Origin of the sequence: Streptococcus pseudopneumoniae, assembly GCF_038148955.1 — a bacterium.
GTDB classification, from domain to species: Bacteria; Bacillota; Bacilli; order Lactobacillales; family Streptococcaceae; genus Streptococcus; species Streptococcus pseudopneumoniae_T.
In genome coordinates, this window is record NZ_JBBJZY010000020.1 from 1 (window position 1) to 15,234 (window position 15,234).

Genomic DNA, 15,234 nt, shown 5'->3' on the forward strand with positions numbered 1-15,234 from the left:
TCTACAACCTCAAAGCATTGCTTTGAGCAACCTTCGGCTAGCTTCCTAGTTTGCTCTTTGATTTTCATTGAGTACAATATTCCCTCTCACAATGAAAACGAACAAATGACATGTTTGTTCGTTTTTGCTTGAATGGTAAGATTTACAGAGGAAAATCTAAAAAATAGAGAAATTTAGACTTTCGAAATATGCTATAATAAAGAAAATAAAAACAAGAGGTTTATCATGACAAAATTATATGGAAGCTTGGAAGCGGGCGGTACAAAGTTTGTCTGTGCTGTCGGTGATGAAAACTTTAACGTTGTAGAAAAAACACAATTTCCAACAACAACTCCAATCGAAACAATCGATAAAACCATTGAGTTCTTCTCAAAATTCGATAACCTTGCTGGGCTTGCAGTGGGTTCATTTGGGCCGATTGATATTGACAAAAACTCAAAAACTTATGGCTTTATCACAACAACACCAAAACCTCACTGGGCAAATGTAGACTTGCTTGGTGCCCTTCGTCGTGCCCTCAACGTGCCAATGTACTTCACAACAGACGTAAACAGCTCTGCTTACGGTGAAGTGGTTGCCCGTAACAATGCTGGTGGTCGTATCGAAAACTTGGTTTACTACACAATCGGTACTGGTATCGGTGCTGGTGTTATCCAACGTGGTGAGTTTATCGGTGGTGTGGGTCACCCTGAAATGGGTCACTACTATGTGGCTAAACACCCAATGGATATTGAAAAAGAATTCAACGGTGTTTGTCCATTCCACAAAGGATGTTTGGAAGGCTTTGCGGCTGGACCAAGTCTTGAAGCTCGTACAGGTATTCGTGGTGAAAACATCGAACTTAACAGCTCTGTCTGGGATGTTCAAGCCTACTACATCGCTCAAGCTGCGGTTAATGCTACAGTGACTTTCCGCCCAGACGTGATCGTTTTTGGTGGTGGAGTCATGGCTCAACAACACATGCTGGACCGTGTCCGTGAGAAATTTACAGCTCTTCTCAACGGCTACCTACCAGTACCAGATGTGCGTGACTACATCGTGACGCCAGCAGTTGCAGGAAATGGTTCTGCTACTCTTGGAAACTTTGTTCTTGCAAAAGAAGTTTCAAAATAAAGCACAAAATCCGCTTGGAAAACCAAACGGATTTTTTATATGTCAAAGCATTTGCCAGAAAAAGTCGATAATATAGGTCAGACCGTAGGTATAAACCACGAGGGTAAAGGGTTTGGTCAGGATGATGATAATCATATAGCGCTTGAAGGTCATCTTGGTCAGGGCAGCCAGCATACAGAGAAAGTCAGCTGGACTAATGGGCCAAATCATCATAAAAATAAAGAAACGGTCAAAACGATTGCCTTTATCCAACCAGCCGATATACTTGTCATAGGTGCGCTTGCTGACGACAGACTGGACAAAGGCAGCCCCATAGAGGCGCACCAGATAAAAGATAATGGCACAGCCAATGACAATGCCGATATAGTTGTAGATAGTCCCGATGATGTGGCCGTAAATAAAGACGCCAGCCACAGAGGTCAAGGCCCCTGGAATGATAGGGACGACCGTTTGTAGGATCTGTAAAAAGATAAAGAGAGGTGGCCCCCAGATACCTGCCTGCTGGATAAAGGCAGAGAGGGTTTCTTTAGACTGTAAAATCCCAGCCTGATAAGCCCAAATACAGAAAATCAAACTCCCAACCCCACCGACAATCGATGAGATGTTGATAACTTGCTGCAGAAGGGGAGAAACAGCTTTCATTTGTTTATTCTGTGACATGTAAACTCCTCATAGATAGTATATTTCTACTATACCATATTTTGAAGTAGAAAGGGGGAATGAGTCTTTTTGATAAGAAATAGATGGGAATACAGCCCTTCGAGACTTAGAATAGGCTCTTGTCCCAAAGTTTATATGTATTCTAGCTTTAGAACAATCGTCATTCCATAAATTTAAAAGTATTCTAAGCTTAGAATAACATATCTGAGAAAGTTTTGAGGTCTTCGAGCTTTCGAATAGTCATCTTTACTAAAGTTTAGATGTATTCTAAAGCTAGAAAAGCTAAAGCTAAATTTCGAGTTCAAGTTAGCCATCAAGAAGTCTTCTCTGGGGGACTTGTAGTTCAGGCATTTTTTCGGATAGTTGTTAATCCAATTTTCGATGAATGCGACTTCTTTGGGAGTCGTTTTCTTAGTTCCCTTAGGTAACCATCTATGAATGAGCCTGTTGTGATTCTCATTAGATCCTATAGGGGTGTGCATAATAGATATAATCCTTAGAAAACATGTGGGACAAGCGGTTGAATTCCATTCCGTCCATTAGTAGATAAAGGATTACTCCTGCTTGAAATGATAGATGAACTTGTTTCTTATAAAAAATGTTGTCAAGAAATTATTCGCTTTTTTCCAGAAGTTTTAGAGGAAGAGAACTTTATGAGGAAAAAGGAGTTACTCAAGTAACAATTCAGGATCAAAAATAGACAGTTGAGGAGCGGAAGGTATAAATTAAGTTTTTTACTGTATAATGGATTTATCACTAAAAACGCTCCAGGCCATATTTTACATAGCATTAGTCTTCTCAAAATGGACAGAAATCATTGTAGAGGCTATCAAAAAGGAGTATAATGAGTGAAAGAAATTTCGGAGGTTAAAGATGCTAGAAGTAAGAAGTCTAGAGAAAAGTTTTGGATCCAAGCAAGTTTTGTTTGGTATTGACTTTCAAGCGCGACCAGGTCGTATTTTGGGACTAGTCGGAAAAAATGGTGCTGGGAAGACAACGATTTTCCACAGTATTTTGAAGTTTTTAGAATATCAAGGAGAAATCAGTCTGGATGGTCAGGATATTCGTCAGGAGACCTATGCTCGGATTGGCTATCTGCCTGAAGAACGCAGTCTCATGCCTAAATTGACAGTTCTTGAACAAGTTCGCTATTTGGCGACTCTAAAAGGCATGGATGCCAAGGAAATCAAGGAAAAACTCCCTCAATGGATGAAGAGGTTGGAAGTGAAAGGGAAGCTGACAGATAAAATTAAGAGTCTGTCAAAAGGAAATCAGCAGAAGATTCAGCTCATTATTACTCTGATTCATGAGCCAGACTTGATCATCTTGGATGAGCCTTTTAGTGGTTTGGATCCAGTCAATACAGAATTGCTCAAGCAAGTCATTTTTCAAGAAAAAGAACGTGGGGCAACCATTATCTTTTCTGACCATGTCATGACCAACGTTGAGGAACTTTGTGATGATATTCTCATGATTCGAGATGGTCGTGTGGTCTTGCATGGGCCAGTTCAGGATGTCCGCAATCAATACGGGAAAACGCGTCTCTTTGTTTCAAGTGAACGAAGCAAGGAAGAATTGGAAAATCTTCCTCATGTCAAGCAGGTGAGCTTGACCAAACAAGGTAGCTGGAAATTAATCTTGGAGGATGAGAGCGCTGGAAGGGAACTCTTCCCAATCTTGACTCAGGGGCAATACATCGCAACCTTTGACCAGCAAGCGCCAACAATTGATGAAATCTTTAAACTAGAATCAGGGGTGGAAGTATGAGAAATATGTGGGTTGTAATCAAGGAAACCTATCTTCGACATGTCAAATCGTGGAGTTTCTTCTTTATGGTGATTTCACCATTCTTGTTTATCGGTCTCTCTGGAGGAATTGGCTATCTCCAAGGCTCATCAATGGCTCAAAGTGGTAAGATAGCAGTGATTAGCACGGTTCCAGCTGTGACAGAAGGTCTCAAATCTACCAATGGTCTCAATTTTGATTATCAGGATGAAGCAAGTGCTCAAGCTGCTATCAAGGATGAAAAATTAAAAGGTTATTTGACCATTGACCAAGAGGATAGTGTCTTGAAGGCCGTTTATCATGGCGAGACATCGCTTGAAAATGGAATTAAATTTGAGGTTACAGGTACACTCAATGAACTGCAAAATCAGCTTAATCGTTCAACGGCCTCCTTATCTCAAGAGCAGGAAAAACGCTTAGCGCAGACAGTTCAATTCACAGAAAAGATTGATGAAGCCAAGGAAAATAAAAAGTTTATTCAAACAATGGCGGCAGGAGCCTTAGGATTCTTTCTTTATATGATTCTGATTACCTATGCGGGTGTAACGGCTCAGGAAGTTGCCAGTGAAAAAGGCACCAAAATTATGGAAGTCGTCTTTTCTAGCATAAGGGCTAGTCACTATTTCTATGCGCGGATGATGGCTCTATTTCTGGTGATTTTAACGCATATTGGGATTTATGTTGTAGGTGGTCTGGCTGCCATTCTGTTCTTTAAAGATTTGCCATTCTTGGCTCAGTCTGGTGTTTTAGATCACTTGGGAGATGCTTTCTCACTGAATACCTTGCTCTTTATTTTGGTTAGTCTCTTTATGTACGTCGTCTTGGCGGCCTTTCTAGGTTCTATGGTTTCTCGTCCTGAGGACGCAGGAAAAGCCTTGTCGCCTTTGATGATTTTGATTATGGGTGGTTTTTTTGGAGTGACAGCTCTGGGTGCAGCTGGTGACAATCTTATCTTGAAGATTGGTTCTTATATTCCCTTTATTTCGACCTTCTTCATGCCATTTAGAACCATTAATGGCTATGCAGGGGGAGTAGAAGCATGGATTTCACTTGCTATTACAGTGATTTTTGCAGTGGTAGCAACAGGATTTATCGGACGCATGTATGCTAGTCTCGTTCTTCAAACGGATGATTTAGGGATTTGGAAAACCTTTAAACGTGCCTTATCTTATAAATAGAAGAGCCTCGCGAAAGCGAGGTTTTTTAGAGATAAAAAGAGTGGAATCACGAACCTAATTATTCACACATTGTGTAAACAGGTTGCTTGAAAACTCAATTGTATAGTGAACTGAATCTGGAATAGGATAATATTGCTTCTAAAACATTCTTATAAATTGATTTGAATTCCAAAATCTCATCGTTCCGTTCTTATTTCATTTTGCGATATAGTGAAAGGAAATAAGTCAGCTCACAAAAAACGCATACTACCAGGATTTTTCAAGACCTGATAGTATGCATTTTTTGATTGTGAAGACTTTTCATCCAGCCTCTTTATGTGATAAAGTATCGTTAATATTCAATGAAAATCAGACTGGGAAGTCAGTGGAAGGCTCCTCGAAACATAGTTTTGAGGTTGAGGAACTGACCAAGTCAGTAACATATACACACTAAGGACAAGCTGATGTGGTTTGAAGAGTATAAAAATCTGTTTCGTAAGCATCTAATAATAGGGTGTTTTGATCGTGTAATCATTTGGATAAGCATTATAGTATAGTGATATGAAATCAACTAAACTAAATAAGAAATATAGATTATCAAAACTCTTTTAAAAGATTGCATTAAATCTAAATAATATAGACGTCTTCAGCGTGTGCTGTCTCATCTTATGCGAAAATCTTATAAGGAGAGTATAGAAAATCTCGATTGTAAACAACTAACTGATTGGAGAAATGTATAAATATGAGAAGTTAGACCCCATGTCACTACCATAATGAGATTGCTCGAGTTCCTTGCTTTTTAACTCAATATCAAACTGGCTACGATGGGGCTGACAAAGACATAGAGAATACCGGTAACACCGATAGCCAAACCACCCATAGCTCCTGCTACAGAACCGTATCGGAAGGCTGTTCCTGTTCCGACTGCATGGCCTGTTCCTCCAAGGGAAAGACCAACAGCTACTGGATCATCTATTTTCAACCACTTCAAAAGGGTTGGGCCGATTACACTGGTTAAAATCCCAGTCGCCACTACAACCACCAAGGTCACAGTAGTCAGACCTTGCAATTTTTCTGTTATTCCTACTGCCATGGCGGTTGTTACTGACTTGGGAAAAAGAGAAATGGCTAAGAAAAAGTCCATGCCAAAAATCTTAGCCACAAGAGCTGTGAAAGAGGTATTGACAACTACCGCTAATAGACTTCCAAAAAGAATACTCCGAGCATGATGCTTCATCAAGTGAAAACTCTTATAAAGCGGAATACCTAAAGCCACGGTCGACGGGACAATCAAGTTGTTCAGATAAACCCCACCTTGGTAGTAATCTTGGTAAGAAATACCCGTCACTTTCAGAAAGATAATAATGAAAACAGCTGATAAAAGCAAGGGCGTTGTCAATGGATGAGGAAAACGTCTGTAAATCAGCATTCCCACTAGATAAGCTAGGATAGACAGGGCAAGCCCAAACAGGGGATTGGAAACAAATTCACTCATTTGGCATCTCCTTTCTCATAATCTCCCTCAAACCGTCGTTTGATAAACTGAACTACCAAGGCAATAAGGATAATATTGATAACAGCTGCAAAAAAGACAATCAAGACAATGGGTAGGAGATAGGGAGCAATCACATCAAACTTCTCCATGATTCCCACTGCTGGCGGCAAAAAGAGAATGGTCATATTGGCCAGCAAGAAGTTTCCCACCATGTTGACGTGCCTGGTCCTTAGCCACTTGAACTGCAGGGCTAGAAAAAGAATAATCAAACCGATAATACTGCCCGGGATGGGCAAATGAAAGAAACTGGAAATTTCCTCTCCGATTAGAGAAATCACAAAGAGAATCATTAATTGAACATATAATTTCATCCTATACTCCACGAAATAGACTTCTTTCATACCAGTTTACTCTTTTTTCAGAAAATTTCAAGGAAATGCACAAGGGTTAATGAAAATTAAAGAATAAACTAGGAAGTCAGCTGCATGTTGCTCAAAGCAAAGTCTTGGGTTTGTAGGTCAAACTGACATAGTTTGAAGCGATTTTCGAAGAATATTACTTTTCTTTGCTTAAGTGACTGACTTGGTCGTAGTGTTTTAAGTCTTCTTCCGTGTAGTGGTGAATGACTTCAATGACTGTTTGAGGTAGGGAGAAGAGTAAATCGCTAATTTTTCTGCTATTTTCCGAGTCAAGATTGGCCTTAATCTCATCTGATAAGATGAGTTGGCTATCATGGTAGAGGGCGCGAGCGATTTCTAGGCGTTGTTTCTCGCCACCAGATAGACTATCATTTTTGAGCGTTCGATTTTTCAAATGTTCTAATCCTGTTTTTTGAGGATATGATTTAGAGTTTGCTTTTATCTCAAATACTTCATATAAAAATGTAATTTTTGGGGGATATACAATTAAATGAAAATATCGTAATGACACAGATTGAAACAAAAAGCGAACAAAACGGAATTCGTTGTTTTGATTCGCTTTTTGTATTATTATCTAGATTTTTCTTGCATCTCTGATAACATTTAGTCTGAGCATGTACACTAATAGCTGATGGAATAAAATGTGTACTTTAGATTATTTCCAAGCGCCACTGGCATCTACATAGTAACCATCAGGTGTGTAGGTATTGTGAAGCATCTTACCTGATGAAGCAAGGTAATACCAAGAGCCGCTATCTTTGACCCAGCCTGTTAACATAGCACCTGAATTGCTTAGGTAATACCAAGATCCACTATCTTTGATCCAACCTGTCGCCATAGAACCTGAGTCTTTTAGGTAATACCAAGAGTGATTATCATATAGCCAGTCACTAGCAATCATAGCTCCTGATGATTTAAAGGCATACCAGTTGCCACCCTGATAGAGCCAAGTTTGATTGAACATGACCCCTTTATCATTCATAAAGTACCAAGTTCCCTTGTCCTTAACCCAAGCATTTTTAACTAATTGCCCTTGTTTTTGATAGTACCAGCTTTCACTGTAATTCTTTTTTAGCCAACTTTCTGCTTTTAGAATCGGATAAAGTATTTTGAAGGCTCCTCCCCCTCTGTAGGAATGATTGATAACTCCTGGTTTTTGAAGTTTCAATTCTACATAGTCGTCTTCCCAAGCAAATACTTTTTGACCATTGAGAGTCTCTGGTAAGGTAGCAGTGTAGGTCTTAGTTTGATAGTCCCATTTTGCATCAAGGTAGGTGTGTTGATCATTTGATTCGTCAATACGAAAGTAACCACTCTTTCCGCCATCATTATATACATCATCTACTACTTTAGTGGACCAGGTCTTTACCTCATTTCCGCTCTTGGCTTCTACCTTGATATCTCCTCTATAGCCATAAGGTACATAGAAATTCAGGTAACGCCCCTCTGTACCGACCATAGATTTGTCCACTTCTTGACTTAGGAAATTGACAGTTTGATCTTGACCATTGAGACTGACCCTCCACTCAATTTTCTCAGTTTTTGGTAAATCCAAGACTTTGATATCTATGCTATGACCATTGTTAAATCGAAGAATTTTGTCATCTTGATATACAACTCCTCCTTTAACATGCCAAACTCCTTTAAGCTCAAATGCCTTTCCTGAATGAGGGAAAGCTAGTAAGGCTAAACCTGCTATAGACAAACTAAATAGTGTGATTTTTTTTGATACTTTCATTTTCTTAACTCCTTATTTTTGAAATAAAACAAATTGACTGTTTTCTGGAAAAATTGATACATGTTGCTCCTTATTACTGCTTGATGCAGCTTCAAGGACTAGAGGATAAGAGTATTGATACAGTTCCTATAAAGTGATTTTTCCGTTAGTATTGGTGTCTGCCATAGGCGAAATAATTCTATTTTGAAGTGAATCCCAACCTGTAAATACCGTTTTATCGCTACCAATAGATATCGTACCGACAAGTAAAGGTGGTTCACATCGCTTTTGCTAGAAGATTCAAATAGTTCTTGCATATTTGCAATAATCTCAGCTTTTGTTTTATCTGGGAAACGAACAACTTTGCTAAAATTTTGGTTACTAAAAACCTTTTCCATAGCATTAACATCTTCGATAGGTACTGCTCTCGTTGATGTTTCACCCGTTTCTAGTGTAAGAACCGTCAGAATGTTTATACCACCAACGACCATTGGATTGACTATAAGCCTAGGGAGAGATAGATTCTTGAGCAGAAACTGGACTATTTACTGGTAGTGTTGTCGCTAGGCTCGGTAAAGCAACTGATGACAATAAAATTTTTTTCATAATCATATTGTCCTTTCTGTTTTATTTTTGTATAATCATAATCATATCACAAATAAAAAAACAGGTTTTATTTTTTGCAGAAATGGAAGAGGAATACTATGGAAAATTTTGGAGCAGTTTTAAAGGATATCCGTATTTCAAAAAATTTTCGTCTTAAAGATTTGGCTTGTGATAAGATTAGTGAGTCAACTATTTCTCGTTTCGAAAATGGGATTACAAAATTATCTATTGATCATTTTTATATTTTGTTAAATCGCCTGGGGATCTCATTTTCGGAATTTGAAGAATTAGTCCATTGCTATTATTCCAAAAAAGAATGCTTTTTTGAAGAACTAGAACATGCTGTGAACTCTTCAGATATCATTTTGTTACAAGAACTAATAAAGAAAATAGAGCTAAAACAAAAGCAGGAAAAAAGTTTATGCAATTTTCACATAAAATTGATTGCTGAACAACAGATTAATCGCCTTGCAAACCTTCCTTACAATGCCTCTAAATGTAATGAGCTAATCAAGTATTTGCTTTCTGTAGATAATTGGATGGAGTATGAACTGAAAATTTTCTATAATTCGGTGTTTTTTATGAATACTAAAACCATAAGCTTACTATATAGAGTGGTAATCAAGAAAACACGACATTTTTTAAAAACAGATATGGGAACACATAGAGTAATTCCTTTATATTTATTTAATTTAGAATTATTATTAAAAAATAATTTGTTAGATAGCGCTCAATTTTTTATAGATGATTTAGAAAATTTACTGACCAGACAAGGATATTATTTTGAAAAGACTTATTTGCTTTTTTTAAAAGGTATTTATCTCATAAAAACGAATCAAGTAGAGTTAGGTAAAAAAGAATGTTCCAAAGCTATGAAAATATGTAAGGAATATAATGATAGTGTCACAATAGAGAAATTAAACAAGACCTTTAAATCAGATTTAAAAGGATTTGTTTTTTAAATAAAGTTAGACAGAAAATGAGATAAAAGAAAAAGGATAGCCTCTCTGCGATGAGATGTTATCCTTTTTGATTATGAAACTATTGCAAATTAACCTTGTTTCTCAAAATATAGTAGGTTCCGAGGTAAAAGATAGCTATGAATATGAGTTCTTCAACAATACTTATACTTGCTCCCATATAGAAATGGTCATTAAGTCCTACAAGTGAATTGACATAGAAATTAGAACTAAGATTGAAGAAAAGTTCAATAAATCCAATGACGATTTGGATACCAATGTAGGCTGCAACAGCGAGTGCTGTACGGTATTCATTGAAAAGCTGTCCAATGGAAATAGCCAAGTAGATGCAGAGGATACTGGAAATGGTATTTAGTAGGAAGGATATACCTGTAAGAAAGATCTGAGGGAGATGTGTTTCTACAAATGTAATCACATAAGAAAGAGGGATCCATTCTGGAACCGTTATGGTCACAATAATAACAGCACTTAGAACTAGGATAGCAGTGCTAATCAACGACCAGATAAAAGCGCCGATTAGTTTGGCTGTGATAATATGGTGTTCAGAAACTGGCAAGGTTAAAGTCAGATAGCCTTGTCGGTCATAGACACTACCTTTGAAGCGTTTAATGATTAAGAAAATGGTTGAAATCCCCAGTGTAATCATCAACCCCCCAAAGACAGTTGCTAGAAAAATGAGTAGGACAGGTTGGCTTTCTTTGACAGGCAGATTGTTATAGGTCTGCGCTTGTATCCCGATAAGGGCAGAAAGGAAGAGCACGGCAGCGTAGAGGGCTAAATACCACTTGTTAACATTTTTAAATTCGTAGCGAACTAAATTCCAAAACATAATAATCTCCTTTGCTTAGGCCTTAAATTCCTGACGGAAGAGCTGGTCAATGGATTCACCAGACTCATAGCGAATATCATCTACATTTCCTTGACGGACGACTTTTCCGTCCTTAAGGAAGACAATTTCATCCAAGATTGGCTCGATATCAGAAATCAAGTGGGTAGAAATCAAAACGGTAGAAGTTGGTGAGTAGTTATTGATAATGGTATTGAGGATATACTCACGGGCTGCTGGGTCCACTCCACCAATAGGTTCGTCCAGAACGTAGAGACGAGCATCACGGCTCATAACCAAAATCAGTTGTACCTTTTCCTTGTTCCCTTTTGATAATTTCTTGAGACGACTATTTTCATCAATGCCGAGGTCTGCAAGTAGATGATGGGCGCGTTCAAGATTGAAATCTTTATAGAAGGTCTTGAAGTAGGTTAGGGCTTCTTTGACCTTCATTTGCTCATTGAGATAGGTCGTATCCGGCAAATAAGCTACGATGGCCTTGGTTGCTGGGCTTGGGTCCATGTCGTTGATAAGGACACGTCCTTGATCTGGTTGTAAGAGGCCATTGATTAGTTTAATCAGGGTTGTTTTTCCTGAGCCGTTTGGCCCAAGGAGACCAACAATTTTTCCAGCTGGAATGTCAAGAGAAACATTTTCAAGGGCTGGGGTTGCTCCATAAGATTTGGATACATTTTCAAATGCTAGTAATGACATAGGCTTAAACTCCTTTAATATAATCGCCGACTACGCTTGGTAGTTCTTCTTTTTCATAGCCAAAATGGGTCATGGAGGAAACGAAGTGTTCCAATTCTTCTTCCGATAGTTGTTTGCGTGATTGGGCGATTAGCTCCTTATCCTCAGTCACAAATCGTCCAGTTGTGCGCTTACTGTAGACAAATCCTTCTCGTTCAAGGTCTGACAAGGCTCTTTGGATGGTGTTGGGATTGACACCAGCCTCGCTAGCTAACTCTCTCACGGTTGGAAGTTGTTGATTGGGTTCCAGTGTATGGGAAACAATCTGAAGCTTGATTTTCTCCATGATCTGTAAATAAATGGGTTTTTTATTGTCAAATGTCCAGGACATCTTGGTCTCCTTTCTTTTTATCTATTTGTCTTAATTAAATAATACAACAAAACAAAAAACTTGTCAAGCAAAAAGAAGAATTGTTTTGGGAATCGTTTAAAAAATGGTATAATGAAAAGAAAACGATAAGGAGGGAAAAGATGCGTTGTCCAAAATGTGGGGCTACCAAGTCAAGTGTTATCGATAGTCGCCAAGCAGAAGAAGGGAACACCATTCGTAGAAGACGTGAGTGCGATGAATGCCAGCACCGTTTTACAACCTACGAACGAGTAGAAGAAAGAACCTTAGTGGTTGTTAAAAAAGATGGCACACGGGAACAATTCTCCAGAGATAAAATCTTTAATGGGATTATTCGCTCAGCCCAGAAACGTCCTGTGTCAAGTGATGAAATCAACATGGTAGTCAATCGTATCGAACAGAAACTCCGTGGTCGAAATGAAAATGAAATTCAAAGTGAGGACATTGGTTCGCTCGTCATGGAGGAGTTGGCTGAACTGGACGAGATTACCTATGTACGTTTTGCCAGTGTCTATCGTAGTTTTAAGGATGTCAGTGAGTTAGAGAGCTTGCTCCAACAAATCACCCAGTCCTCTAAAAAGAAAAAGGAAAGATAAATGAAGCCAATTGACCGTTTTTCTTATCTAAAGAATAATCGGGTGTCGCAAGATACCTCATCTCTGGTACAGTGCTACCTCCCGATTATCGGTCAGGAGGCACTGAGCCTTTATCTTTATACAATCAGTTTTTGGGATAATGGTAGAAAGGAATATCTTTTTTCAAGCATTCTCAATCATCTCAATTTTGGGATGGATAGACTGATAAAATCCCTGAAAATCCTATCTGCTTTCAATCTCTTGACCCTCTATCAAAAGGGAGATGTTTATCAGCTAGCCCTCCATGCTCCTCTATCTAGTCAAGATTTCTTGGAGCATCCTGTTTATCGCCGACTTTTGGAGAAAAAGATTGGTGATGCAGCTGTGGAGGATTTAAAAGTTGAGAGTGCTGAGGGAGAAGAAATACCTGTCTCACTCAATCATGTTTTTCCAGACTTGGCAGAACTGGGAAGTCAAGAAGATCTTGGTCTCAAGAAGAAAGTGGCCAATGATTTTGATTTGGACCATTTTCGTCAGTTTATGGCTCGAGATGGGCTTCGTTTTGCGGATGAGCAGTCCGATGTCTTGAACCTCTTTGCCATTGCCGAGGAGAAGAAATGGACTTGGTTTGAGACCTATCAACTGGCTAAGTCAACAGCTGTTTCCCAGGTTATTTCAACCAAACGCATGCGGGAGAAAATCGCTCAAAAACCTGTTTCCTCTGACTTTAGTCCTAAGGAAGCAACCATTATCAAGGAAGCAAAAAGTAAAACTGCCCTGCAGTTCTTGGCAGAAATCAAGCAAACCCGCAAGGGGACCATTACCCAAACAGAGAGAGAACTCTTGCAACAGATGGCTGGCTTGGGCTTGCTGGACGAAGTCATCAATATTATTCTCTTATTGACTTTTAATAAGGTAGATTCTGCAAATATCAATGAGAAATATGCCATGAAGGTAGCCAATGATTACGCCTATCAAAAAATTCATTCGGCAGAAGAGGCAGTCTTGCGCATTCGTGAGCGAGGACAGAAGAATCAGGTTCAAAAAAGCAGTAAACCCAGTCCTGCCAAGTCCAATGTACCCAAGTGGAGCAATCCAGATTATAAGAATGAAACCAGCGAGGAAACTCGTCTGGAACTAGAACGTAAGAAACAAGAACTATTAGCTCGATTAGAAAAAGGAGGAGATTAGATGGAAAGTGTCGGAGACGTACTCAAACGTCAACCTAGCCGTTTTCATTATCAAGATTTGGTCCAGAAAATCATGAAGGACCCTGATGTTGTGGCCTTTATCCAGCAAGAATCCTTGACTCCAGAGGAATTGAATCGCAGTATCTCCAAGTTTAATCAGTACATCACCGAGCGTGATAAGTTTCTTCGTGGGGATACGGATTATATTGCCAAAGGCTACAAGCCGATTTTGGTTATGAATCATGGCTATGCGGATGTTTCTTATGAAGAAACTCCTGAACTAATCGCAGCGGAAAAAGAAGCGGCTATTAAGAACCGTCTCAAGTTAATCAATCTGCCAGCCAGTCTCAAGCAAGCTAGTTTGGCTCAAGTAGACTTGGATGATTTGGGTCGCTTGCCAGTTTTTGAAAAGCTATTAGCCTTCGTGGAACAATATCCAACTATTCGAAAAGGTCTTTACTTATATGGAGACTTTGGTGTGGGTAAAAGTTTCATGGTGGCTGCCTTAGCCCATGATTTATCAGAAAAACGTGGTGTTTCATCAACTCTCCTCCACTATCCTAGCTTTGTCATAGATGTCAAAAATGCTATCGGTGATGGCAATGTCAAGACCTTGGTGGATGAGATTAAGCTTTCTGAAGTCCTGATTTTAGATGACATTGGTGCCGAGCAATCAACAGCTTGGGTACGGGATGAAATCCTGCAAGTCATTCTTCAATATCGGATGCAGGAAGATTTACCGACCTTTTTCACGTCCAACTTCGACTTTGAAGAATTGGAGCAGCATTTCGCTAAAGGGAAACATGGAAATGACGAAACCTGGGAAGCCAGACGCGTCATGGAACGCATCCGTTATTTGGCTGAGGAGACTCGTTTAGAAGGAGTGAACCGTCGATGACAGAAACGATTAAACTGATGAAAGCTCATAAGTCTGTTCGAAGATTTAAGGAGCAAGCCCTTCCTCAGGAAGACTTGACGGAAATCCTGACAGCAGCCCAAATGGCCTCGTCTTGGAAGAATTTCCAATCCTACTCTGTGATTGTAGTGCGAAGTCAAGAAAAGAAGGATGCCTTGTATGAATTGGTACCTCAAGAAGCCATTCGCCAGTCTGCTGTTTTCCTTCTCTTTGTCGGAGATTTGAACCGAGCAGAAAAGGGAGCACGACTTCATACCGATACTTTCCAACCACAAGGTGTGGAAGGGCTCTTGATTAGTTCGGTCGATGCAGCTCTTGCTGGTCAAAATGCCCTGCTGGCAGCTGAAAGCTTGGGCTATGGTGGTGTGATTATCGGTTTGGTTCGATACAAGTCAGAAGAAGTGGCAGAGCTTTTTAACCTGCCTGACTACACCTATCCTGTCTTTGGGATGGCACTAGGGGTACCAAATCAAAATCATGATGTGAAACCAAGACTGCCACTAGAGAATGTTGTCTTTGAGGAAGAATATCAAGAACAGTCAACTGAGGCAATCCAAGCTTATGACCGTGTACAGGCTGACTATGCTGGAGCGCGTGCGACCACAAGCTGGAGTCAGCGTCTAGCAGAACAGTTTGGTCAAGCTGAACCAAGCTCAACTAGAAAAAATCTTGAACAAAAGAAGTTATTGTAGA

Annotated in this window: 17 protein-coding genes and 1 pseudogene; 8 read left to right on the forward strand and 10 right to left on the reverse strand. The window is 39.4% G+C overall.

What is annotated here, in order from left to right:
- The first annotated feature begins 225 nt into the window (after positions 1–225).
- Complete coding sequence (gene scrK / locus WKI23_RS07665) at positions 226–1,113, forward strand: fructokinase ScrK (RefSeq protein ID WP_033685440.1); 888 nt, start codon at positions 226–228, stop codon at positions 1,111–1,113.
- 42 nt (positions 1,114–1,155) lie between these two features.
- Here scrK and WKI23_RS07670 read toward each other — a convergent pair whose 3' ends face one another.
- Positions 1,156–1,773 (reverse strand): TVP38/TMEM64 family protein, encoded by a 618-nt coding sequence (locus WKI23_RS07670; RefSeq protein ID WP_368079501.1) that lies wholly within the window; start codon positions 1,771–1,773, stop codon positions 1,156–1,158.
- Between the two features lie 314 nt (positions 1,774–2,087).
- Positions 2,088–2,310, reverse strand: a pseudogene (locus tag WKI23_RS09430) (IS30 family transposase); the annotation flags it as partial.
- A gap of 336 nt (positions 2,311–2,646) precedes the next feature.
- On the opposite strand from WKI23_RS09430, the gene WKI23_RS07680 reads away from it, so the two are divergent.
- Both WKI23_RS07680 and WKI23_RS07685 read left to right on the forward strand, forming a co-directional pair.
- A complete protein-coding gene (locus tag WKI23_RS07680; RefSeq protein WP_084925866.1) occupies positions 2,647–3,540 on the forward strand; it encodes an ABC transporter ATP-binding protein in 894 nt (297 codons plus the stop codon).
- Positions 3,537–4,736 (forward strand): ABC transporter permease, encoded by a 1,200-nt coding sequence (locus tag WKI23_RS07685; protein WP_368079502.1) that lies wholly within the window; start codon positions 3,537–3,539, stop codon positions 4,734–4,736. The genes WKI23_RS07680 and WKI23_RS07685 overlap by 4 nt, the downstream gene beginning before the upstream one ends.
- Before the next feature lie 778 nt (positions 4,737–5,514).
- On the opposite strand, the gene WKI23_RS07695 is transcribed toward WKI23_RS07685, so the two are convergent.
- The 5 genes from WKI23_RS07695 to WKI23_RS07715 form a co-directional block, all read right to left on the reverse strand.
- Positions 5,515–6,210 (reverse strand): LrgB family protein, encoded by a 696-nt coding sequence (locus tag WKI23_RS07695; protein ID WP_001288952.1) that lies wholly within the window; start codon positions 6,208–6,210, stop codon positions 5,515–5,517.
- A complete protein-coding gene (locus WKI23_RS07700) occupies positions 6,207–6,581 on the reverse strand; it encodes a CidA/LrgA family protein (RefSeq protein WP_368079503.1) in 375 nt (124 codons plus the stop codon). The genes WKI23_RS07695 and WKI23_RS07700 overlap by 4 nt, the downstream gene beginning before the upstream one ends.
- A gap of 184 nt (positions 6,582–6,765) precedes the next feature.
- The gene (locus WKI23_RS07705) at positions 6,766–7,140 is read right to left on the reverse strand and encodes an ATP-binding cassette domain-containing protein (protein WP_368079504.1); all 375 of its coding nucleotides are present in this window, start codon (positions 7,138–7,140) and stop codon (positions 6,766–6,768) included.
- A 144-nt stretch (positions 7,141–7,284) separates the two neighbouring features.
- Complete coding sequence (locus tag WKI23_RS07710) at positions 7,285–8,367, reverse strand: N-acetylmuramoyl-L-alanine amidase family protein (protein ID WP_368079505.1); 1,083 nt, start codon at positions 8,365–8,367, stop codon at positions 7,285–7,287.
- A 98-nt stretch (positions 8,368–8,465) separates the two neighbouring features.
- On the reverse strand, positions 8,466–8,837 hold the full coding sequence (locus tag WKI23_RS07715; protein ID WP_368079506.1) for a caspase family protein: 372 nt from the start codon (positions 8,835–8,837) through the stop codon (positions 8,466–8,468).
- Positions 8,838–9,050: 213 nt separating this feature from the next.
- Here WKI23_RS07715 and WKI23_RS07720 point away from each other — a divergent pair, with 213 nt between their 5' ends.
- Positions 9,051–9,914 (forward strand): helix-turn-helix domain-containing protein, encoded by an 864-nt coding sequence (locus WKI23_RS07720; protein WP_368079507.1) that lies wholly within the window; start codon positions 9,051–9,053, stop codon positions 9,912–9,914.
- Positions 9,915–9,993: 79 nt separating this feature from the next.
- Here WKI23_RS07720 and WKI23_RS07725 read toward each other — a convergent pair whose 3' ends face one another.
- Genes WKI23_RS07725 through WKI23_RS07735 form a run of 3 tightly spaced genes read right to left on the reverse strand, consistent with a single transcriptional unit; the run spans position 9,994 to position 11,842 of the window.
- Positions 9,994–10,761, reverse strand: a complete 768-nt coding sequence (locus WKI23_RS07725; protein WP_368079508.1) for a hypothetical protein — start codon at positions 10,759–10,761, stop codon at positions 9,994–9,996.
- Between the two features lie 15 nt (positions 10,762–10,776).
- Positions 10,777–11,472: an ABC transporter ATP-binding protein gene (locus tag WKI23_RS07730; RefSeq protein WP_000054197.1), complete on the reverse strand. Its 696-nt coding sequence runs from the start codon at positions 11,470–11,472 to the stop codon at positions 10,777–10,779.
- 4 nt (positions 11,473–11,476) lie between these two features.
- Positions 11,477–11,842 (reverse strand): GntR family transcriptional regulator, encoded by a 366-nt coding sequence (locus tag WKI23_RS07735; RefSeq protein ID WP_050261182.1) that lies wholly within the window; start codon positions 11,840–11,842, stop codon positions 11,477–11,479.
- A gap of 140 nt (positions 11,843–11,982) precedes the next feature.
- Between WKI23_RS07735 and nrdR the strand changes: the two genes are divergently transcribed.
- Genes nrdR through WKI23_RS07755 form a run of 4 tightly spaced genes read left to right on the forward strand, consistent with a single transcriptional unit; the run spans position 11,983 to position 15,233 of the window.
- The gene (gene nrdR / locus WKI23_RS07740) at positions 11,983–12,456 is read left to right on the forward strand and encodes a transcriptional regulator NrdR (protein WP_001203672.1); all 474 of its coding nucleotides are present in this window, start codon (positions 11,983–11,985) and stop codon (positions 12,454–12,456) included.
- The gene (locus WKI23_RS07745; protein WP_368079509.1) at positions 12,457–13,626 is read left to right on the forward strand and encodes a replication initiation and membrane attachment family protein; all 1,170 of its coding nucleotides are present in this window, start codon (positions 12,457–12,459) and stop codon (positions 13,624–13,626) included. It begins immediately after the preceding gene.
- Complete coding sequence (gene dnaI, locus WKI23_RS07750; protein ID WP_368079510.1) at positions 13,627–14,523, forward strand: primosomal protein DnaI; 897 nt, start codon at positions 13,627–13,629, stop codon at positions 14,521–14,523.
- The gene (locus WKI23_RS07755) at positions 14,520–15,233 is read left to right on the forward strand and encodes an NADPH-dependent oxidoreductase (RefSeq protein ID WP_368079511.1); all 714 of its coding nucleotides are present in this window, start codon (positions 14,520–14,522) and stop codon (positions 15,231–15,233) included. The genes dnaI and WKI23_RS07755 overlap by 4 nt, the downstream gene beginning before the upstream one ends.
- The last annotated feature ends 1 nt before the right edge of the window (position 15,234 follow it).

What these genes read in the sequence shown, in the direction of transcription:
- WKI23_RS07715 (WP_368079506.1), bottom strand. Translation starts at nt 8,837, where the DNA reads ATGGTCGTTGGTGGTATAAACATTCTGACGGTTCTTACACTAGAAACG.
- nrdR (WP_001203672.1), top strand. Translation starts at nt 11,983, where the DNA reads ATGCGTTGTCCAAAATGTGGGGCTACCAAGTCAAGTGTTATCGATAGT.
- WKI23_RS07730 (WP_000054197.1), bottom strand. Translation starts at nt 11,472, where the DNA reads ATGTCATTACTAGCATTTGAAAATGTATCCAAATCTTATGGAGCAACC.
- WKI23_RS07735 (WP_050261182.1), bottom strand. Translation starts at nt 11,842, where the DNA reads ATGTCCTGGACATTTGACAATAAAAAACCCATTTATTTACAGATCATG.
- WKI23_RS07725 (WP_368079508.1), bottom strand. Translation starts at nt 10,761, where the DNA reads ATGTTTTGGAATTTAGTTCGCTACGAATTTAAAAATGTTAACAAGTGG.
- WKI23_RS07695 (WP_001288952.1), bottom strand. Translation starts at nt 6,210, where the DNA reads ATGAGTGAATTTGTTTCCAATCCCCTGTTTGGGCTTGCCCTGTCTATC.
- WKI23_RS07710 (WP_368079505.1), bottom strand. Translation starts at nt 8,367, where the DNA reads ATGAAAGTATCAAAAAAAATCACACTATTTAGTTTGTCTATAGCAGGT.
- scrK (WP_033685440.1), top strand. Translation starts at nt 226, where the DNA reads ATGACAAAATTATATGGAAGCTTGGAAGCGGGCGGTACAAAGTTTGTC.
- WKI23_RS07670 (WP_368079501.1), bottom strand. Translation starts at nt 1,773, where the DNA reads ATGTCACAGAATAAACAAATGAAAGCTGTTTCTCCCCTTCTGCAGCAA.
- WKI23_RS07685 (WP_368079502.1), top strand. Translation starts at nt 3,537, where the DNA reads ATGAGAAATATGTGGGTTGTAATCAAGGAAACCTATCTTCGACATGTC.
- WKI23_RS07745 (WP_368079509.1), top strand. Translation starts at nt 12,457, where the DNA reads ATGAAGCCAATTGACCGTTTTTCTTATCTAAAGAATAATCGGGTGTCG.
- WKI23_RS07700 (WP_368079503.1), bottom strand. Translation starts at nt 6,581, where the DNA reads ATGAAATTATATGTTCAATTAATGATTCTCTTTGTGATTTCTCTAATC.
- dnaI (WP_368079510.1), top strand. Translation starts at nt 13,627, where the DNA reads ATGGAAAGTGTCGGAGACGTACTCAAACGTCAACCTAGCCGTTTTCAT.
- WKI23_RS07720 (WP_368079507.1), top strand. Translation starts at nt 9,051, where the DNA reads ATGGAAAATTTTGGAGCAGTTTTAAAGGATATCCGTATTTCAAAAAAT.
- WKI23_RS07680 (WP_084925866.1), top strand. Translation starts at nt 2,647, where the DNA reads ATGCTAGAAGTAAGAAGTCTAGAGAAAAGTTTTGGATCCAAGCAAGTT.
- WKI23_RS07755 (WP_368079511.1), top strand. Translation starts at nt 14,520, where the DNA reads ATGACAGAAACGATTAAACTGATGAAAGCTCATAAGTCTGTTCGAAGA.